General features: G+C 36.6%; 18 protein-coding genes and 6 tRNA genes. 5 read left to right on the forward strand and 19 right to left on the reverse strand.

The window, feature by feature from the left end; genetic code table 11:
* Positions 1-1,717 precede the first annotated feature (1,717 nt).
* Both ACE1MS_RS21575 and ACE1MS_RS21580 read left to right on the forward strand, forming a co-directional pair.
* The gene (locus ACE1MS_RS21575) at positions 1,718-2,395 is read left to right on the forward strand and encodes a response regulator transcription factor (protein WP_012296018.1); all 678 of its coding nucleotides are present in this window, start codon (positions 1,718-1,720) and stop codon (positions 2,393-2,395) included.
* A complete protein-coding gene (locus tag ACE1MS_RS21580) occupies positions 2,388-3,623 on the forward strand; it encodes a sensor histidine kinase (protein ID WP_012296019.1) in 1,236 nt (411 codons plus the stop codon). The genes ACE1MS_RS21575 and ACE1MS_RS21580 overlap by 8 nt, the downstream gene beginning before the upstream one ends.
* Before the next feature lie 56 nt (positions 3,624-3,679).
* Here ACE1MS_RS21580 and ACE1MS_RS21585 read toward each other — a convergent pair whose 3' ends face one another.
* Genes ACE1MS_RS21585 through ACE1MS_RS21600 form a run of 4 tightly spaced genes read right to left on the reverse strand, consistent with a single transcriptional unit; the run spans position 3,680 to position 6,077 of the window.
* Positions 3,680-4,240, reverse strand: coding sequence for a ferric reductase-like transmembrane domain-containing protein (locus tag ACE1MS_RS21585; protein WP_012296020.1), 561 nt, complete (start codon positions 4,238-4,240; stop codon positions 3,680-3,682).
* Complete coding sequence (locus tag ACE1MS_RS21590; RefSeq protein ID WP_036164735.1) at positions 4,230-5,138, reverse strand: FAD:protein FMN transferase; 909 nt, start codon at positions 5,136-5,138, stop codon at positions 4,230-4,232. The genes ACE1MS_RS21585 and ACE1MS_RS21590 overlap by 11 nt, the downstream gene beginning before the upstream one ends.
* Before the next feature lie 14 nt (positions 5,139-5,152).
* Entirely contained in the window at positions 5,153-5,407 is a 255-nt protein-coding gene (locus tag ACE1MS_RS21595) for a hypothetical protein (protein WP_012296022.1), read from the reverse strand.
* A 16-nt stretch (positions 5,408-5,423) separates the two neighbouring features.
* Positions 5,424-6,077, reverse strand: a complete 654-nt coding sequence (locus tag ACE1MS_RS21600; protein WP_080717382.1) for a copper amine oxidase N-terminal domain-containing protein — start codon at positions 6,075-6,077, stop codon at positions 5,424-5,426.
* Between the two features lie 598 nt (positions 6,078-6,675).
* On the opposite strand from ACE1MS_RS21600, the gene ACE1MS_RS21605 reads away from it, so the two are divergent.
* Positions 6,676-6,798, forward strand: a complete 123-nt coding sequence (locus ACE1MS_RS21605; protein WP_197150551.1) for an IS3 family transposase — start codon at positions 6,676-6,678, stop codon at positions 6,796-6,798.
* A 68-nt stretch (positions 6,799-6,866) separates the two neighbouring features.
* Here the strand turns inward: ACE1MS_RS21605 and ACE1MS_RS21610 are convergent, their stop codons facing one another.
* A complete protein-coding gene (locus ACE1MS_RS21610) occupies positions 6,867-7,631 on the reverse strand; it encodes an SDR family oxidoreductase (protein ID WP_197224203.1) in 765 nt (254 codons plus the stop codon).
* A gap of 608 nt (positions 7,632-8,239) precedes the next feature.
* On the opposite strand from ACE1MS_RS21610, the gene ACE1MS_RS21615 reads away from it, so the two are divergent.
* Complete coding sequence (locus ACE1MS_RS21615) at positions 8,240-8,548, forward strand: hypothetical protein (RefSeq protein ID WP_447402617.1); 309 nt, start codon at positions 8,240-8,242, stop codon at positions 8,546-8,548.
* A gap of 373 nt (positions 8,549-8,921) precedes the next feature.
* Here ACE1MS_RS21615 and glmS read toward each other — a convergent pair whose 3' ends face one another.
* The 14 genes from glmS to ACE1MS_RS21685 all read right to left on the reverse strand — a co-directional run bounded on the left by glmS (position 8,922) and on the right by ACE1MS_RS21685 (position 18,930).
* Positions 8,922-10,724, reverse strand: a complete 1,803-nt coding sequence (glmS, locus tag ACE1MS_RS21620; protein WP_012296030.1) for a glutamine--fructose-6-phosphate transaminase (isomerizing) — start codon at positions 10,722-10,724, stop codon at positions 8,922-8,924.
* Between the two features lie 822 nt (positions 10,725-11,546).
* On the reverse strand, positions 11,547-12,062 hold the full coding sequence (locus ACE1MS_RS21625) for a type 1 glutamine amidotransferase domain-containing protein (RefSeq protein ID WP_197150636.1): 516 nt from the start codon (positions 12,060-12,062) through the stop codon (positions 11,547-11,549).
* Between the two features lie 129 nt (positions 12,063-12,191).
* Entirely contained in the window at positions 12,192-13,544 is a 1,353-nt protein-coding gene (gene glmM, locus ACE1MS_RS21630) for a phosphoglucosamine mutase (RefSeq protein WP_031416705.1), read from the reverse strand.
* Positions 13,545-13,761: 217 nt separating this feature from the next.
* Positions 13,762-14,838 carry a CdaR family protein gene (locus ACE1MS_RS21635; RefSeq protein ID WP_012296034.1) on the reverse strand — a complete coding sequence of 359 codons (1,077 nt, stop codon included), beginning with the start codon at positions 14,836-14,838 and terminating at the stop codon, positions 13,762-13,764.
* On the reverse strand, positions 14,831-15,667 hold the full coding sequence (gene cdaA, locus ACE1MS_RS21640) for a diadenylate cyclase CdaA (protein WP_012296035.1): 837 nt from the start codon (positions 15,665-15,667) through the stop codon (positions 14,831-14,833). The genes ACE1MS_RS21635 and cdaA overlap by 8 nt, the downstream gene beginning before the upstream one ends.
* Before the next feature lie 149 nt (positions 15,668-15,816).
* The gene (locus ACE1MS_RS21645; RefSeq protein WP_012296036.1) at positions 15,817-16,443 is read right to left on the reverse strand and encodes an anti-sigma factor family protein; all 627 of its coding nucleotides are present in this window, start codon (positions 16,441-16,443) and stop codon (positions 15,817-15,819) included.
* A 13-nt stretch (positions 16,444-16,456) separates the two neighbouring features.
* On the reverse strand, positions 16,457-17,020 hold the full coding sequence (sigW, locus tag ACE1MS_RS21650; protein ID WP_004225410.1) for an RNA polymerase sigma factor SigW: 564 nt from the start codon (positions 17,018-17,020) through the stop codon (positions 16,457-16,459).
* A gap of 133 nt (positions 17,021-17,153) precedes the next feature.
* The gene (gene rocF / locus ACE1MS_RS21655; protein WP_012296037.1) at positions 17,154-18,059 is read right to left on the reverse strand and encodes an arginase; all 906 of its coding nucleotides are present in this window, start codon (positions 18,057-18,059) and stop codon (positions 17,154-17,156) included.
* Between the two features lie 185 nt (positions 18,060-18,244).
* Positions 18,245-18,317 (reverse strand) — tRNA-Lys (locus ACE1MS_RS21660).
* A gap of 12 nt (positions 18,318-18,329) precedes the next feature.
* Positions 18,330-18,404, reverse strand: a tRNA-Gln gene (locus ACE1MS_RS21665).
* Between the two features lie 14 nt (positions 18,405-18,418).
* A tRNA-Tyr gene (locus tag ACE1MS_RS21670) sits at positions 18,419-18,502 on the reverse strand.
* 18 nt (positions 18,503-18,520) lie between these two features.
* Positions 18,521-18,596: transfer RNA gene (locus tag ACE1MS_RS21675), tRNA-Val, on the reverse strand.
* A gap of 70 nt (positions 18,597-18,666) precedes the next feature.
* Positions 18,667-18,741: transfer RNA gene (locus tag ACE1MS_RS21680), tRNA-Glu, on the reverse strand.
* A 112-nt stretch (positions 18,742-18,853) separates the two neighbouring features.
* Positions 18,854-18,930, reverse strand: a tRNA-Asn gene (locus ACE1MS_RS21685).
* 263 nt (positions 18,931-19,193) lie between these two features.
* On the opposite strand from ACE1MS_RS21685, the gene mbcS reads away from it, so the two are divergent.
* Positions 19,194-20,771: an acyl-CoA synthetase MbcS gene (gene mbcS, locus ACE1MS_RS21690; protein WP_012296038.1), complete on the forward strand. Its 1,578-nt coding sequence runs from the start codon at positions 19,194-19,196 to the stop codon at positions 20,769-20,771.
* The last annotated feature ends 86 nt before the right edge of the window (positions 20,772-20,857 follow it).

A 20,857-nucleotide genomic window follows, 5' to 3' on the forward strand; every position in this document is an offset into this window, starting at 1 on the left:
ATAAAATGGAATAGTAAAATTTTGTTGTTTTTTTAATATTTTGCTATATTTCTAAAATAGGTAATCAAAATTCAGGTAAAAATTACATAAAGAATGCTAATGAATTTGTGTTAATTTCCCCCTAAAAAGAGCTACTATCTGTAATCAACTGTGTGATTACGCAATTGGTACTTTGCGGAATTACACAGTTGTAAACCACATCAAAAAAGTACTATATATTTAAATATAACTGTTAGTTTTATTCCAATTACTAGAAAGGTTGAGGTAGTTAGGGATGAACGAATTATCTGAAGGGTCTTGGCGCGACAGGTGTTGCTTTAGTACAAGGAGCAAAAAAAGGGGCTCAAGTGGGTAGACTTGGTGGACCTTGGGGAATTGCTGCTGGTGCCGTAGTAGGTGGGGTAGTTGGAGTATGGTTAGGTAACGACTAACTAAAATAAACTTAGTTTTGACTTTTTGATTATAATTTAATTACATAGTTCTAAGTAATTGAATTTAAATTTTTATTTGTATCATCCCCTTTTAGTAATCGGTGTTATAGACATTTGTTTAAAATGGCGAAACACTTTGCTTTTAGGGGATTCCATTTACTTTAGCTAAGATTTGAAAAAATGTTTCAAAGTTGGATAGGCATGCAGAAACATAAATTGAAAATTAGAGGTGGTGAACAATTTTGATTAATAGGAAAGCTATACTTATCCCGTTACTAATCTTATTTATTGCTCTTTTACGCCAAGTAAGTATTCACTGGGGAGAAAAAACAACCATATTTTGGTTTTATTTATTTGGAGTAATTTTTTTGGCCATTATTTTTCTATATCAATTACTTCTAACCAGAAGAAAAAAAGAACGATAATGTTGACAGGAATACAAGCTGTTTAGTTTATTTAAGTCCCTTTTTCGATAAATCTACATATTTCATACATAAGAATCACTTATTTTACATTTGATTGGTTAAACAGTATAGACACTTAGTATAAAAATAGCTCCACTCAGCTTATGTACATATATACTGTTTACTAGTTCGTGTTTAAAATAAAAACAAACTTCTGCATTTTTGTTCAGACTCAGAAATGAGTGCCAATTAACGAAAAAGTATTTAGACGTTAGAACAAAAATAAGTTTTTTTACACGCTTGATCTCTATCTCATACATATGAAGAAATACCTTATACACAAACGGAAATTTATGCTAATGGTGTTTAAAATCACATGATGCATATTCTATTGAGGCTTTACAATGATGTACAAAAGGAAAAAATTGAAAAATATTATTATTATTTAAAAGTATTAACCAAAACCATTAATACCCCTCTATACCTCTCATAAAAACACCTCCTTAATCAGAGAGGTGTTTTCATTTATTTCAAGGTTCAGTCATAATTTTTATGTGATTCATTTTGCTCTTTCCGTTTTATGCCGCTTGCTGTGATATTCGTAGTATACTTTTATCACAACCAACTAAGGGAGTAGATCAATGCCCGAATCAAAACCTATTGGCTGGCACATTGCACAGAAATAAAAGATTTACCCAAATCATAATTTCAAAAATCGACGATACATCTTGATCGTGCGGCTCTCATATTGATTACCGATGGTCAAACCTCCACTACTTTAAAAAAAGCATCGCATCTTTTTTTCAAAGCTACAATTTTCAGTTTAAATTCATTTTAGGGTTGTATAGTATATTGAATATAATTTACAGGGGGAAAACAACTTTGAAAATATTACTTGCAGAAGATGATGCTCGTTTAAGAAAAAATATCGTATATATTCTTAGAAAGGAATTTCACCACGTAATCGAAGTGGATAACGGACTAGACGCGCTCGACCATACCTTTTCCGAAAGTTTTGATTTGTTAATTTTAGATTGGATGATGCCTCAGCTGAGTGGTCTTGAGGTTTGCAAACAACTTCGAGATACAGGTTTTAGTGGTGGTATTTTGATGCTGACTGCAAAAGATGATACCTCTGATATTATTCAAGGTTTAGATAGTGGAGCAGATGATTACTTAGTAAAACCTTTTAAGATGGAGGAACTTTTAGCAAGAATTCGAGCAGTACTGCGAAGAAAAGAAAAAGTAATCGAACAAGTCATCCAAGTAGAAAATTTACAACTTAATATAGATTCTCGCGTTTTCCTTCGCGATAATACTGAAATTGAATTAACTAAAAATGAGTTTGCACTCTTAGAATTCCTATTCATCAATAAGGGACATGTGCTTACAAGAGAACAAATATGTATTTACATATGGGGCTATGATTTTGACGTTTCAAATAACTCCTTGGATGCACTTGTGAAACTCGTCCGAAAAAAAATTGATACTAGCCATGAAAAATCGCATATTCAAAATGTAAGAGGGATTGGCTATAAACTGAGGGATTACTGTGTTTAATAAAACAAGAAAAAAATTATCATTATTATATGCCACCATTTTCTTTTCGTTTTTTTCTCTCTTCATCATCATTCTTTATTTTTCACTCGTAAATTTGATGGATACTCAACAGTTAGAAGAACTAGAATCCATCTATACAAAACAAAAACATGATTTTTATGAATACAAGGATCATGACAAGGAAAATTTGAGCTATGATCCAAACCGTAATTTTTTCTATTACATTTATACAAACAACCATATATTTGTTCACGGTGATGAGTCCTATAAAGGTCTGAAAACACAATTAGAGGAAGTCTTTACAAAAAGCAAGACAAATGAAAAAACAGTGCTTCATTTCGAATGGCAAAATGAGCATTTCCTTCTTCTGAAAAAACCTATTTACGAACGTAATGAGGTTGTTGGATATATCATTTTAGGGAAATCCATTACTTCACAACAACACTTTTTCAAAAAAACCATTCAGTTACTTATTCTGTTAACTTGTATTTCTACAGTCTTAATCGGACTCCTTAGTTACTATATGGCAGGTAAAGCAATGGTCCCTATTCAATGGTCATATGATAAACAGAAAAAGTTTGTTTCAGATGCCTCTCATGAATTGCGCACACCACTCAGTATTTTTTATAGCTCGCTCGATATATTAGATCTAGAAGAAGCTAAAAATATAAGCCCTTTTGGCAAAGAATTAATTCATGAAATGAAAGAAGAAGCTCAACTAATGAAAGAATTGTTGGAGAAATTGTTATTTTTAGCTCGCCATGATCAGCAACAATGGAATCAGCATATAGGTGTTATACCACTCTCCAAAATGCTAGAAAAAGTTAGTGCAAAATTCCACAAATTAATGCCTCCTGAAATACAATTTGAAACACAAATTGAAGAAAATATAGAGCTACTTGGAGATGCAGCAAAGATACAAGAACTACTCTATATATTATTGGAAAATGCTATTTCGTACTCTAAAAAAGGGAAAATAACACTCACCCTTTTAAAAGAAAGAGATTCTATTGAAATTGCTTTAACCGATCAAGGAATTGGTATACCAGAGCATGAATTATCCTTAATCTTTGAACGATTTTATCGTAGCGATGCTGCACGCCAAAGAAACGGAACTGGTTTAGGTCTGTCAATAGCAAAAGCGATTGTTGAACAGCACAATGGGAAAATTTTTGCTACAAGTAAAGTAGGAACAGGCACAACATTTCATATTGTATTTAAAATTTGAAATAATAGAAGCATCAATCCTTCCCTTTTTCTAGGAAGAGTTGATGCTTTTATCACTTAGATAGACGTATTATTTTTCGGGGAAATGTCCTTTTTCAAACTCTCTTGGCTCACTCTTCGCAAAACCAATATAACTAAAGTGAAACCGGCTGTTAACGCATAAAAAATTAGTACAAATAAATTTTCAGTATCAGTACCAATGATGATGCCATGGCAAAGTGAAAGTAACCACGCAGGTAACACAAGCATATGAATATTCTTCCATATAGATCGACTCATTGTTTTAATCCATAAATCTGAAGTCATTAACACGATCAAAAAACAATAAAAAGCAATTGTGCCAAGACTAGAGGCTACTGACTTATAGTCAGCGGCAAAAGGAATCAAAACTTCCACTACATTATAAGGCTTATAGCTGTCAATCATTAATACAAGCATATGGGCTATTAATGTGAACAACCCCATCCAACCTGCATTTTGATGTATTTGATAAATTAAGTTTTTATGTGATTTTACATATGGTGATTTTCTTAAAAGCCCAAAAATAATGGAGATTGTAAAATAAAAATAGGCTAAAAATCCAAATAGTCTAATCCATTCCCATGTACTAGTTAACAACTTCTCTCCCCCTTGCCATCATCCAATAACCTTCTTGTCCTTCTTTGACAATAAACCGAGCATTTCGTTGACAATTTGTTTCAAACCACTGTTGTTGCTCACTTTCATCTATTAGGAAACAAAGCTTTGCCCATACTTCGGCATCACACAATGAAGATGTTACGACCGTCGCTTGCAACACATCTGTTTTGGCAACCTCACCTGTTCGTCCATTCAATAGATGATTCTTCGTAATATTATTTTGTGTCCAACTTCTAAAAATTCGATTAGAAGTGGCAATCGCTCCCGTGCTAATATTGATATAGCTAATTTCTTTATCAATTATTTTAGGGTCAGCCACACCAATCTTCCATATCTTCTCCCCTGTAGACCATAGTTTCATATCACCACCACCATCTATAATGCCGTAATCAGGGGCAACCTCATTTTCAAGCCAATTAGCCAGCGTTTCTATGGCATACCCTTTAGCAAATCCACCTAAATCAATTTCCTGGTTCGCAAGTTTCATTACCTGCTGATTGCTTAAAAACTGAAATGGCTTTCCTGAGATGGACTTTACATTTGAGGATTGATGCTTAGCCTCTTTAAATGGGAACGACTGATTGTAGCCCTGCTGCTCCAGCTGCAACTTCAAATAGGGTGAGAATAATCCATTGGATTGAAGATAATATTGATTTGCTCGTTGTAAACAATCATAAAGTGACGAGCTTAGTTGCAATGTCTCGCCAATCTTTAATTCATTTAATAGTGACAACTCATTATTAGGTAGAAACCTTGACCATTCTTTTGCTACGTACTGCAACCATTTTTCAGCCCGCTCTTTCCAATTTTTATTTTTACCTTTTGGAATAGCTATAAAAAAATCGGTATTCATTAATTGTAGGGAAAGTGTGTCCATCTTCATCATCTCCACTATGTTCTTTTGGTTTTGCGATCACTCTTTTTTGAAATTTGATTGGCAGCTTGAACTTCAAAATTTGTCCAATCTAATTGGACAAGCTCTTTCTCTTTCTCCGTCATGTCTTTTTCTTGTTGCGCTGTAATTTGAAGATCATTTGAATGGTTTGTTTTTGCTTGTATTGAAGTGTTTATTTGCGTTAATAGTACGGCAGATAACATCACCCCTGATGCGCCTAATATCCATTTCGCTTTTTTCGGATCTTTCATTGTTCACCATTCCTTCCTATTTGATTAAAAGTTGACATAAAAACATTTGATTGTCTTCTTGCCATTCGACCACATAGCCTAAGCCATTTGTAATGACACTGATTGGTACATAGAGTTCCTCATTTAAATAGAATGAAGATGCAGGTAACGGTGTTTTAACATTGTTATCATAGACAACATTAGTACCTGAGCGAAAAACTAGTTCATTCTCTTGATATTGTATATCTAAAATTTTGCTTGTTTTGTAAAAGGTAGCTTTTGCTCCTAAAAGCTGTGCCACTGTTTTCCCTGGTACAAAAAACTCCCCGTCTTTTGGGATAACATAAAAATTTAATTCTTTATTCATACCTACTACTTTCAAATTGACTAATTTTGACATGCTGAAAGGCAGAACCTCTTTCTCCATAACTAATTCTCTTGTCCAAATATTCCAAGTACCTTTTTCGTATACTTCACCATTCGTATTATAGGATTCATCTTCATCATCATATTCGTAACGATCATCATCGTCATCATCATCATGGTCATATTCGTAACGATCATCATCGTCGTACTTCTCATGTTTCTTATACTCGTGTTCATGGTCATCATCAGCTCGAACACTTAATCCAAAAGTGAATGTACAAGTTACTAAAAAAGCCAATATCAAACTGATTCTCTTTTTTTTCATGGATACTACCCCCTTCATTTGACTACATTGTAGCTAAGAAAAATGATAGGAATCTGAAATTTAATTTTTTTTTACATAAAAAATCAAACTATCTCCAAGTTAGTTTCACCTAACTCTGGATATATCTTTTACTTTTACAATTGCTTTTTTATTTGTGGTTTATTATATAAATTAGATAATTTCTAGAGCTGCTTCTTAAAAGCCATTGCTAAGCAATAGTGATGCATTGAAAAAGACGCGCCCTTTAATGGAATAACCTACATTTAACTTCGTGCCACATTTTAATCATTTGCTTTTGATGACATGCAATTAAAGTACCTCAGAAACCCATATTTTACGGCAAATAAAAGAATCCATATTAATAGAAGGTATGATCATAATAGATTCTTTTCTTGCATATTTCGGTTTCGATTTTATTAAATAAATCGGATCATTTTCTAACTATGCTGTTCAACAATTGAGCCCGATTGCTAGGCATCGATAAATCCACTCTGTTTCTCGTAATCTGGAACTGGATTTCCCTCTGTAAATGGGGCCAATCGTTCAACATACTTCCATAATGAAGGACGATTAACATCTGAACTAAAAATTTGAAAGTATGGCACATTTCATTTCGAATTGGAGAGGTACATTTACTATTTACAATAACCAACGAATGAAAGAAAAATTAAAAGGAATGAGCCCTGTCCAATACAGAGTTCATTCCTCAGTAACTGCTTAAAAATATGTGTCTAACTTTTTCGGGTGTCTTCATTTGAAGTTCCGTATAAATTCGTTATCTTACAGGTTCTATAGATGAGATCCTCCACTTGCATCGAGTAATTGACCAGTTACCCAACGGCTGTCTGAGGAAGCAAGAAAAGTGGCAATATCTGCCACATCCTCGGGTTCTCCCCATCTATTGAAGATTGAAAGACCAGCCGCATATTTTTGCCCATCAAGGTTTTCCAAAGTCTCAGCATTCATCTCCGTATTAATAATTCCAGGCTGGATGGCGTTTACCGTAATATCACGGCTCCCTAGTTGCTTGGCTAGAAGACGCGTAAACGTGTCGATAGCACCTTTGGACATACTGTATGTGAAGACACTTGGCGAAGCTGCACGTGTCACAAAAGAAGAAATATTAATAATACGTCCTCCATCTTTTAAACGTGGCAAAGCTTGCTGAGTAACAAAAAGTGGTGCTTTAACATTAATCTTCATTACCTCCTCAAATGATTCTTCCGTCGTCTCTTCTAAACTCATAATTTGACCTATTCCAGCATTGTTGACAAGAATATCGAATCCGACACCGCCCATATATCCCCGAATAGTATCATCCAAAGTAGTGAATAAATCTTGAATACCATCTAGAGTACTGAGGTCAGCACCAATTGCGCAAGCATTTCCTCCGCTTTGTTCTATCTGGTGAACAACTGCTTCTGCCTCATTACGCCTTTTCCCGTAATGAACGATGACAAAGGCTCCCTCTTGAGCCAGACGCAATGCAATACTGCGGCCAATTCCTCGACTTGACCCTGTAACTAAAGCGATTTTGCCTGTTAACTTACTCATGCTTCCATCTCCTTGTTCAAACAAAGTTATATTACATAGAGAATTATATCAAGGAACATTATTTGAAATGTTGCTCTCCTATTCGGTTTCAAAGGGGTGTTTCATCACAGTTTTATTTCATTTCTAGAGCGTGACTTTCATATAAAAATGTTATTCAACCATATGGCTACTTAGATGAAGGAAAGTCACATTCTTTACTAAAGAAATGCATTTTGTGTGCCATAATAAAAACCATAAACAAAAACCCCTGATACAGCAATACACTGTACCAAGGTTTGTATTTTATAGTTATCATCACTCATGTATTCTGTTTAAGTGTTCTGTATACAACTTTATTGTAACTCAACACACTGTTGCTTTGAAATAAAGTTTGATTAAAAACATCTCACAAACCAGCATTTTTCTATAAAGAAAAAGATCCATTTTGAAAAAAACTTAATCAAAATGGAGTCTTATATTGTAATACTAAAATTGATTTTTATAAAAAAGGTTGTTATATTCTTGCTATACTGTTCCATAATTGCAAACCACATAAATACACTAGGAAATTACAGGGAATTTCTGTGAGGGTTAAATAAGCAATGTTCCTTTGAAAGGTATGAATTTTTATGGAAGATAATTTAGTGATTTATTATTCCTATAATTTGAATTGGAATTTGCCAGAGGCAATTCAAAACGAAGCAAAAGCATTTCTTTGTCAAATACCCAATGAAAAATTGCCACTTATATTTAAAAAATATTCAAAAGAATGTTGGGAGAACGCAGTCGATGTCGTCATATCTATCGGCTATCCAAATAACAAAGTGGCTTTGCCTAATTTATATGAATTATTTAAGGATTTGAATTGGCCAGGAGCATCAAAAGCCTTAGATTATATAAAGGGTCTAGAACGTCATGTGAATAGTATATATATATAGAAAATGCTTGTGCTAAGGCTGTTGAGGAAAATGATACAGAATGGCTTTATTTTTTGTATGAAATTAGTGTACAACTTCACATTAATAAAGATTATTTTAAAGATAATAATTTATATCACGAAATGAAAAATGCTTATGAAGAAGCTTGAAATGAATATTTTTATTGCAAAAAGAGTAGCATGTGCTACTCTTTTATTTTGTTGAGGAACAATATTATCTTTTAAACCATGTGCATGTTATTTCATTATAGTTATTTAAAAACCTTCTGCCACTAAATGACCTGATTGTAAGAAAAAAGCCTATATTTCAGCAAAGGATTTTTAATCAAACTTTTTTATAAAACTACAACACACACTTCTAAAATAAAACTCAATTACTCAACTGTCACCGATTTAGCTAAGTTACGTGGTTTATCCACATCACAACGACGGTGGAGTGCTGCATAGTAGCTGATTAACTGTAATGGCACTACCGATACAAGTGGCGTTAGGTATTCGTGAACATGCGGAATGACTAATCGGTCGCCATCCTCATCAATACCAGCCATCGCGATAATACATGGATATGCACCACGCGCAGCAACTTCTTTCACATTACCACGGATGTTTAGCCCAACTGATGCTTGTGTAACAAGTGCAAACACTGGTGTTCCTTCTTCAATTAAAGCAATTGTTCCGTGTTTAAGCTCACCGCCAGCAAAGCCTTCTGCTTGGATATAAGAGATTTCCTTTAGTTTTAAGGCCCCTTCAAGGCTCACGTAGAAGTCCATATTACGACCAATAAAGAATGCATTACGCGCGATTTTTAAGTAGTCTTCTGCGATGTCTTCTAATACATCTTTTGAGTCAATAATTGTTTGGATACCGTTTGCGGCAATCGCAAGCTCTTGTTTTAAATCAAATTCTAAGCCTGTGCCATTTGCTTTTGCTGTTACATAGGCTGCTAGAGCAAGGACTGCTACTTGCGCCACATATGCTTTTGTAGAAGCTACAGCTATTTCTGGACCCGCATGTAATAACAACGTGTGATCAGCTTCACGTGATAGTGTTGAGCCAGGTACATTTGTAATTGTTAATGTTGGGTAGCCAAGCTCTTTAATTTTTACTAGAACCTGACGGCTGTCTGCTGTTTCACCTGATTGTGTAATAAAGATAAATAAAGGTCTTTTTGAAAGTAATGGCATATTATAGCCGAATTCACTAGAAATATGAACTTCTACTGGGATACCGGCCATTTTTTCAAAATATTGTTTACCAATGAGCCCTGCATGATAGCTTGTGCCCGCCGCAATAATATATAAACGATCTGCAGCTCGCAATGCTTCTAAAATTTCGGTATCAATTGTTAGATCGCCATTATCACCCTCATACGCTTGAATAATTTTGCGTATGACTGTAGGCTGCTCATCCATTTCTTTTAACATATAATGAGGATATGTTCCCTTTTCAATGTCGCTCATATCAAGCTCTGCTGTATATGGTGCACGTTCCACTACAGAACCATCTAGTTTTGTAATTTCAACGCTAGCCTTGTGTACAATTACAACCTCTTTGTCGTGTAGCTCTACATATTGGTCTGTCACTTGCAGCATAGCCATTGCATCCGAAGCAACAACATTGAAGTCTTCACCAATTCCAACTAAAAGTGGAGATTTATTTTTCGCTACAAAGATTGTATCAGCGGCTTCTGCATCTAATAGTGCAAGCGCATATGAACCATGTAGTAAAGATAACGTTTTACGGAAGGCATCTGCTGTGCTTAAACCTTCTTTTACAAACAACTCTACTAATTGCACGATAACCTCTGTATCTGTATCAGATTTCATTGGAATACCTTTTAAGTATGTTTTTTGTAATAGATGATAGTTTTCAATTACCCCATTATGCACAAGCGTAAAACGCCCTGATGCACTTTGATGCGGATGAGCATTTAAACGATTTGGTACTCCATGTGTAGCCCAACGTGTATGACCAATACCAATTTTCGCAGCAACATCTTCATCTACCGCTTCTCGTAAGTCTGCGATACGTCCTTTTTCTTTAAAAACCGTTACGCCTTCTTCATTACGGACTGCAATGCCCGCTGAATCATAACCACGATATTCTAGCTTTTCTAAACCTTTTAATAAAATTTCCTTTGCATCTGATTCACCAATATATCCTACAATTCCACACATAAATTCTCGTCCTCCGATATTGTCAATTTAACGCAATGACAAAGTAGACCTCATCTACCGAATTTTTTGAATGGACAAGCAAACTTTATTTTAAATAAAATAAAGCACTTTCGTACATGCAATGAACTCATTCAGCCATCTGAATGGAGCATTCGATATGTGAAGTTTTCTTCTATTCATCTATTGCTTTACGATACCTTCTCCATTTCCTGTACATTCAATCACTCAAATGCTTTCGAAATGAAAAATGACAATCGGGTATGTCGATCGGGAGGTATCCGCCGAATTTTCGATAAACCTCCACCTCGTCTGCTGAAGATTCTTTTCGTCCAATTTCTTCAGCTCAGGCGCTATAATTGTTTTCCGATTTTACGCTCTCTTTCCTCCTTTTGCGTTCGTTCAAGAACAAGGTCGGACCTCGTCTTCAACTTCTCCATCATACTCAATCATATGCTATCCGTCAAACTTTCGTTATAAAAAATACCTAGTACCCTTGCTTTTTCGTGACAAATATGTAGACAAACAATTGCTAGTGCTAGAAAAACCTTGAAAAACACACTACTTAGCATTACTTAGTACGGATTGTTTTGTTAGTGGGGATGATTTGGTGGAGAATCTGAAGAAAATGCTTAAAGGCAGGAATCGTATTAGAAATCATTAGTCGTGACGAAATTTATGGATATGAAGTTGTCACGCAACTTACGAGTACGGGCTTTAAGGGTATCGCAGAATGCACATTGATCTTGGTCAAATAACAAATGTGCTCAGCGCATTATACAAAAGAAACAAAAGGCACAAGCAAAAGCTGCTTGTGCCTTTTTGTTATTTACTAGCTAATAAATTTACTATTTCTCTATTAAAGGCAGGTAGGTCATCTGGTGTTCTACTTGTCACGAGTTGCTTTTGGCAGACGAATACTTCCTCATCGTGGAATTTTGCCCCTGCGTTTTCTAAATCTACTTGAATGGATTTATAACCTGTAGCGTCACGACCATTTAGTGTTTTTGCCGTAATTAGCAGCTGCGGTCCATGACAAATGGCAAAGGTTGGTTTCATATCATCCATAAAGGATTTTACAAACGCCACTACACGATCATCGGCGCGTAAGATATCTGGAGAAAAACCACCAGGTATAAACAGTGCATCAAAATCAGTCGCTTTTACATCCTCAATGCCTTTATCAATTTTTACTGTTTCCCCATGTTTCCCTTTTACCTCTTTTCCTGCCTCTGTATCAATTGTTACTAGCTGATGTCCAGCCGCTTCTAAGGCTTCTTTAGGACTTGTAAATTCACTATCCTCGAACATATCGGTAATAACTGTAGCAATTTTAGCCATATCCATCAAACACTCCTTGTTATTGTGACTCCTTTTTACTGTTCCCCATCTTTGCTATTTAAAACATCCTTTTTCAAACAAGAAAAACTCGACCTCCTAAAAACGGAAATCGAGTTAAGTTTATATTTACTAGTCTGTTAAGCCCATTTCTGCACGCACAACATCTGCAATACGCTCAACAAAACGCTCACAAGCTGTTTCAGTAGCAGCTTCCACCATTACACGAACAAGCGGCTCAGTACCTGAAGGACGTACTAAAACACGACCATTCCCTGCCATTTCAGCTTCTACCTCTGCAATCACAGCGGCCACTTTCGTATTTTCAGTCACCGCATGCTTGTCTGTTACACGAACATTGACAAGACGCTGAGGATAGATTTTCATCTCGGCAGCAAGCTCTGACAGCTTCTTACCTGTCGCTTTCATAATGTTGACAAGCTGAATACCTGTTAGTAGACCATCGCCCGTTGTATTAAAATCTAAGAAAACAATATGCCCTGATTGCTCGCCACCTAAATTGTAATCATTAGCACGCATTTCCTCTACGACATAACGATCCCCTACTGCAGTTTGTATGCTTTGCATACCGTTATCTTCAACTGCCTTATAGAAGCCCATATTGCTCATAACGGTTGACACAATAGTTTGCTTCTTTAAACGACCAACTGCATTTAAATACTTGCCAATAATAAACATAATTTGATCGCCGTCAACAATTTTACCGTTTTCATCTACAGCAATTAAACGGTCACCGTCTCCATCAAACGCTAGACCCACATCTGCATCCTTTTCTAATACAAATTTAGCTAGTCCCTCTGGGTGAGTTGAACCTACACCATCATTAATATTTAAACCATTTGGAGAAGAACCCATTGTAGAAATGTCAGCCTCTAGGTCCGCAAAAAGATGCGTCGCTAATGATGAGGTAGCACCATGTGCACAGTCTAATGCTACATGGATACCATCAAATTCTTCATCCACTGTTTGTTTTAAGTATTGAATGTACTTTTGTCCGCCTTCGAAATAGTCACTTACAGATCCTAAATCTGCCCCAATTGGACGTGGTAATGTATCCTCTTGAGCATCAAGTAAAACTTCTATTTCCTCTTCTTGTGCATCTGTTAGCTTAAAGCCATCTGGGCCGAAGAATTTAATGCCGTTGTCAGCTACTGGGTTATGCGAAGCTGAAATCATGACGCCTGCATCTGCGCTCATAATACGAGTAAGGTATGCAACACCTGGTGTTGAAATAATTCCAAGGCGCATTACCTCTACCCCAATTGATAAAAGACCAGCAACAAGTGCACCTTCCAGCATCTCGCCTGAAATACGTGTGTCACGACCAATTAAAACCTTAGGACGGTCAGTTGCATCTTTCGTTAAAACATAGCCACCTATACGGCCAAGTTTAAATGCAAATTCCGGTGTTAGTTCACTATTGGCGACGCCACGGACGCCATCTGTTCCAAAATATTTACCCATTCTACTTATTCTCTCCTTCAATGCAAGACTGTGTCACATTCATCATAGACACTTGTCCGCTTACTTTTGGAAAAGTCTGCTTTTGTTCATTCATTGGTAATTTTTCGTAATCCACTCAGTTAGTTTGTTTGGTGAATATATTGCGATCTACCCACCAAACCAAACTCCAGTTAAATTTTTGATTTAGAATCAAAATAAAATTATAGTCAGATATTGTTTAAGAATCAATATCTTCCGTTTCTTCAGTTGGCGTATTTTTATCAGTCGTAGTACTATCATCCTTCACATCAGTTTCCTCAGTAGGGGGTGGCGTTTCCTCTGTAGAAGCCGGTGTTTTCTGCTCTTCTTCTTTCTCTACTTTTGTAATATCTGCCTTCACTTTTATTTTCTTATCAGATATTTTTGTCACACCATCTGGTAATTTTACATCAAACTCATAAGTTTTTGATTCAGTAATTTTTGACAAATCCACTACAATTGGAATTTCTGTTAAACCATCAATAATCGATTTTCTGCCATATACTTTAATCATTTTTTGCGTAAATGTTAAAGAATTGATTGTAATATCATCCGAGGCTTGCCCTGTTTCTCTAATAACAACTGGGAGTTCTCGGCTATACTCCCCAATATCTACTTGAACATTAACGGTATCAGGTTCAATTGTTACATCAAGCTTATTTAAATCTCGATCTAATACTTTTACTGCCGCGTCCTGAGAGAATGATTGCTTCAAGCCTGGCTCTCCAGCAACAGTGGCTTTTACATAGCTGATGCTTTCAATAGCACTTTTTGCCCCTGTCACGTAAACAGTCGGTGGATCGGCTACCATATCCTTTAAAATATACCCTTCTTCGATTAGTCGAGTATTCATTTCTGGGTCTACTCGGAACTCCTTCGTGACCTTTTCCTCAATATTTACATGAATAGTTGCAGGGTCTAATGTAACCTTTAACTTATCAGAAATATTTTCGTATTGTAGCTTAACATCATGCTCGCCAATCAATAGATTACTTAAATCAACGAATACTGAGAAATCCTTTGTTGCCCTTGTTTTTATAACAACAGGCATTGGTCCTTTTATCTTCACATCTACTGTTTCAGGTAATCCTGTTACAATCAGATTCTCATTATCATAATAAACATCTACTGGTACATCACGAATAATATCAGTCTGTTCAGTGGTAGTTGTTGTATTGATTGGCGATAGCTCGGTACGAACTGAGAAAAAAAGCAAAAATGCTAAAAATAGCGCGATGATTCTTAGTACCCAAGGACTATCCATCATTTTATCCATTCTTTTTCCCCCTCCAAGTTAACTTAGAGGCTGCATTTGACTCCTGTGCTGATCCGAACCACATTTTTCGTAATAGTGTCTCGAACTCCTCTAGAGAAAGATTACGATGGAGATTGCCATTCAACGTAATACTAATGGCTCCTGTTTCTTCTGAGACAACGATAGTTATCGCATCCGTCACTTCACTTAAGCCAAGTGCAGCACGGTGGCGTGTCCCTAACTCTTTTGAAATAAATGGACTTTCAGATAGAGGTAAATAGCAAGCTGCTGCTGTAACTTTATCTCTTTGCATAATTACCGCCCCATCATGTAATGGCGTATTCGGTATAAAGATATTAATGAGCAATTCTGAAGAAATTTCAGCATTTAGACCTATGCCTGTTTCAATATATTCGTTAAGACCTGTTTCTTTTTCAATTGAAATTAACGCACCTATTCGACGTTTAGCCATATAACTTACAGATTTTTTCATAGCCTCTATAAGCCTTGTTTGCTCCTCGTCTTCTTGACTAGATGAACGTTGGAAAAGCTTCCCTCTACCAATTTGTTCTAAGCCTCGTCTGATTTCAGGTTGGAAAATAATAATAATCGCCAAGAAACCAAATTCAATGACCTGCTGTAGCATCCAGCCTAACGTTTGTAACCCTAAAAGGTCTGTTGCAATTCGTGCAATAATAATGACGAAAATTCCCTTAAGTAATTGGACAGCCTTCGTACCTTTAATGAGGGTTAAGACCTTATAAACAACGTACCAAACGAGCAGTACATCGATGAAGTTAATAACAATATTCACAGGCGTTAAATCTGTGAAATGTTCAATAATTTGCACGTGGCATCCCCCACTTTTCATTACGAATCCATACACATTCAAGTATAGCACATTCTTATCAAATGTAACTTTTTTCAAATAAAAAGTCTACTCAGAAGAGTAGACCTTTCAGCCTCTCACGTGCACTATTTTTTAGGACGTATAGAGTGTTATTTAGTTTCTTCTTTTTCATCAAATGTCATGGCTGTTTTTACAGAGTTTTTAATCGTATACCATAACCATTCAAATACTTCGTCAATTTCTTCAATTCTCCCTGAAACTACCGCTGAAGATGCCATGTATTGCCCGTTTATGACTGTGACGTTACCATCAACTTCTCCTTCAACAACCAAATCGCCATTTTTCACCACAATATCGCCCTTTACAACTTCCCCTGCGGGTACGATAACCGTTTGACCATCTACAACTAAATTGGGCTGCTTGGTCACAGAGAAATGCTGGTCATCCATAAAGCTTCCTAGCAAGGTAGCACTCATAAATAAACAAAATACTGCTGCTGCCACAAAAAATGGATGTCGGCGTATCCATTTTTGTATACCTACTCGACTTTTCGGTTTTGGTAAACGAGCCATTACTGCTGCTTCAAAATCCGGAGGCGCTGTAATATGGGAAGCACTCTTCACAAAGGCGATTGTTTCACTCAATTCATGCATCAACTGTTTACAATCATTACATGTATGCAAGTGTTGCTTTAACTCTTGCTCATGCTCACGACTAATGTCACCGTCTAAATAATCATGCATATAATCAATAATATGCTCTGGACAAGTATTCATGACGCTCCCCCTCCTACAGATTGTTTAACTGCTTACGTAATGCCTCACGTCCGCGGTGAATTCTCGTTTTCACCGTTCCAAGTGGCATATCTAAAATCTCGCTAATCTCTTGCAACGATAACTCTTCTATATATTTCAATACTATAACCGAACGGTATTTATCCGGCAAACGTCCAATTTCGTATTGAATGCGATCTTGCAGCTCCATTTGCTCTAACTGCTCCTCTGGTAGCTGGTCATCTGCTGCGATTTGTGAATACATATCAAGCCCTTCTGTACCAGCTACTTCTGCATCTAAATAATAATCCGGTTTCTTTTTCCGAATACGATCTATACAGAGGTTTGTCGCAATGCGATAAAGCCACGTCGAAAACTTTCTTTTCTGATCAAAAGTATGCAAATTCATATATGCCCGAACAAAAGCTTCCTGAGCAATATCTTCAGATTCTTGTTTGTTACCTAACATTCGATAGCATACTTGGTACAGTTTGTGCTGATAGAGACTCACAATATCGGCAAATGCGTTTTGATCGCCTTTAAGCACTTGTTTTATTCTCTTATTTACTAACGCATCCATTGTGTTGACTTCTCCACCTTTACAACTGTCTTATACTATACGACCCATCGATAAGAAAAGTTTCGTTTTATTTCAATTATAGCAAAAGATTTTTATGCAATGTGGCGACAGGCAATTTTTTGAATATTTTTGTTTAAACTAACGTTTCTCCAAATAAAGAGCCCATTAAAGCAACAGCTACATTTGCCGTTGTATTTTTCTCATCTAATATCGGATTCACTTCTACAAACTCCGCAGAGGTTAACATTCCAGACTCTTGTAGCATTTCCATTGCTAAATGACTTTCACGATACGTAATTCCACCTGGCACTGGTGTTCCAACCCCTGGTGTATAAAGAGGGTCAAGTCCATCTAAATCAAGCGATAGGTGCAATCCATCAACATTACGCTCTTTTAAATAGGCAAGTGCATCTTCCATAACACGCGTCATGCCAAGTCGATCAATTTCATGCATTGTGTACACTTTAATTCCTTGTTCACGAATCAAGTCACGCTCACCAGGATCTACAGAACGAGCTCCGATGATAATAACGTTTTCTGGCTTAATTTTCGGCACACTATTACGAATTTGAACTAAACGTTCATGCCCAAGTCCAATACTAACTGCTAAAGGCATTCCATGTATATTGCCAGAAGGTGTAGTTTCAGGTGTATTTAAATCTGCATGTGCATCATACCAAATAACACCTAGATTTTTATAATGTTCTCCTAATCCTGCAAGTGTACCAATAGCAATACTATGGTCTCCACCAAATACAAGTGGGAATTTTTTTTGTTCGACTACTTCATGTACACTATTAGCCAAAGCTGTACTAACTTCGACAACTTCCTCTAAATTTAATAACTTTTCGTCTACTGCTGCATTTGCTTGCTTTTGACTTACACGAATATCCCCTTGATCTTGTACCTCGTGTCCAATACTTGTTAAACGTTCAACAACGCCTGCATAACGAATAGCACTTGGTCCCATATCTACGCCTCGACGTGTTTGTCCGTAATCTGTTGGTACTCCAATAATAGAAATATTAAGTTTATTCATGTTTTTATACCCCCTAAAAGTTATAAGACTATTGTAAAGCCTACTTACCAATTGGCTCAACCCAACAAAAAAACGCATATTTATTCATTATAAATCAACATAAAAAAATCTCCTACTGTTTTCAGCAAGAGATTAGTTATCTGTATTTATTATATCACTTTTGAATATATTTTATTCTATAAAAGTGAGCCATGAAGGACTCGAACCTTCGACCCTCTGATTAAAAGTCAGATGCTCTACCAACTGAGCTAATGGCTCATAAAAGAAAAATGGCTGGGGTACTAGGATTCGAACCTAGGCATGACGGAATCAAAATCCGTTGCCTTACCGCTTGGCTATACCCCAATCATTTATAAAACTGGTGGAGGGGGACGGATTCGAACCGCCGAACCCTAAGGAGCGGATTTACAGTCCGCCGCGTTTAGCCACTTCGCTACCCCTCCGAAATAACACAATAATAATGGTGGAGGATGACGGGCTCGAACCGCCGACCCTCTGCTTGTAAGGCAGATGCTCTCCCAGCTGAGCTAATCCTCCATAGAAACAGGTGTTATATCACAGTTTATTTTCTTTTTAAAGCCTGTACATCATGACGATGCATTTTAAATGGTGACCCCTACGGGATTCGAACCCGTGTTACCGCCGTGAAAGGGCGGTGTCTTAACCACTTGACCAAGGGGCCATATGTACGTCTCAAACAAGACAATAATTATAATAACATTATTTCTACATTCTTGCAACACTTTTCTACAATTTTTTTATGTATAAAACCATCTTAAAAATGAGCAAAAAAATGGCTCCGAAGGCAGGACTCGAACCTGCGACAACCTGATTAACAGTCAGGTGCTACTACCAACTGAGCTACTTCGGAACAATACTATTCGTATGTCTTAGACAACCTCTTAAGTACATTTATTATTATAGCAAGCATTCTAAATAATGCAACACATTTGTGAAAAATTTTATATTTTTTGTCGAGGCCTTCTTAAATATAACTTAGAAAGCAAAATAGTTCTCTATTAAATCTAATATTTCTATTTTGTGTATTAAATATTCTTGCTGTATATTATTTCAATTGTTAAAATAAAAATAGTTTTACGAATTTTCTATCATTTCAGGGGGAGGAATGTTCAAATGGTAATAAAGGATTTAATTGCACCGGATGTTTATAACATTACAGAGGAATTAGAAAAATTTTCGCAAGATAGTGAACGCCAAGCTATACGTTGGTTAAATACACAACAAGAGAGGCAAACAGTTACTTACGTAGAGCTTGTTCAAAAAATGAATCAATACGCTAATGCCTTTACGAAGAAGGGGCTTCAAAAAGGAGATCGTGTATTAGTTATTATTCCTCGCCTACCAGAGGCCTATTTTGTTTTCCTAGGCTGTTTAAAAGCGGGTATTGTTCCTATTTCATGCTCAGAAATGTTGCGCGCAAGTGATTTAGAGTATCGTATGGAGCATTCTTCTGCTAGTGCTGTGATCGCCTATGAAGCATTTACTAGTGAAGTAGATAAAATCTCTTCTTCTGTCAATACTTTAAAAAACAAAATGGTCATTGGCACAGCTACAGGAGATTGGTCTTCTTTAGATGAATTGGCTAGCTCGCAACCAAATACATTTACTGCTGTTGCTACTAAACGCGATGACATGGCGTTCCTTTCTTATACTTCTGGAACAACAGGTAAGCCTAAGGGTGTCGTTCATTCTCATGGTTGGGGCTACGCGCATATTCGAACAGCGGCTGCACAGTGGCTTTGTGTACGTGAAGGAGACTTAGTATGGGCTACTGCTGCTCCAGGTTGGCAAAAATGGATTTGGAGTCCTTTCCTATCCACCATTATGTTGGGGGCTACAGCCTTTGTTTATCATGGTGGGTTTGATGCAAAAACATATCTTCGCCTGTTGCAGGATGAAAAAATTAATGTTCTCTGCTGCACTCCAACTGAATATCGTATCATGGCGAAGCTTGAGAATTTAAAAGACTATAATCTATCCTCTCTGCGTAGTGCTGTCTCTGCTGGTGAACCATTAAATCGACCAGTCATTGAAACATTTAAGAATCACTTTGATCTAAAAGTCCGCGATGGTTATGGTCAAACAGAAAATACATTACTCATTGGTACTCTGGAAAACACAGAGTTACGTCCTGGTTCCATGGGTGTCCCAACTCCAGGTAATATTGTACGTATTATCGACAATGAAGGAAATGAGGCACCTGTTGGCGAGGTTGGAGATATTGCCATACACAAATCATCGCCAGCGTTGTTTAAAGAGTATTATCGGGAGCCTGAACGCACACAAGCGGCATTCCGTGGTGAATGGTACATTACTGGTGATCAAGCGAAATGTGATGAAGATGGTTATTTTTGGTTTGAAGGTCGAGGCGACGATATAATTATCTCATCTGGTTACACTATTGGTCCTTTTGAAGTAGAAGATGCCTTAAACAAGCATGATGCTGTACAAGAGTGCGCAGTTGTGGCTGCTCCAGATGAAATTAGAGGGCATATTGTCAAAGCCTATGTAATCTTACGAGATGGCTATAAGGAACACAATGAAGAAGAATTAATTAAGGAGCTACAGGAGCATGTAAAAGCACTGACTGCGCCTTATAAATATCCTCGTAGTATTGTCTTTATCGATGAGTTACCAAAAACAACATCTGGGAAAATTCGTCGTATCGAACTACGAGCAGCAACTGTCTAAATATAGTAAGGAGGCATTTTCTTTGAATGAAATGCCTCCTTTTACTTTTTAGAATTTTAAACAAAAAAAAGCCACTACTGAGTGTA

It is taken from the genome of Lysinibacillus sp. fkY74-1, assembly GCF_053165895.1.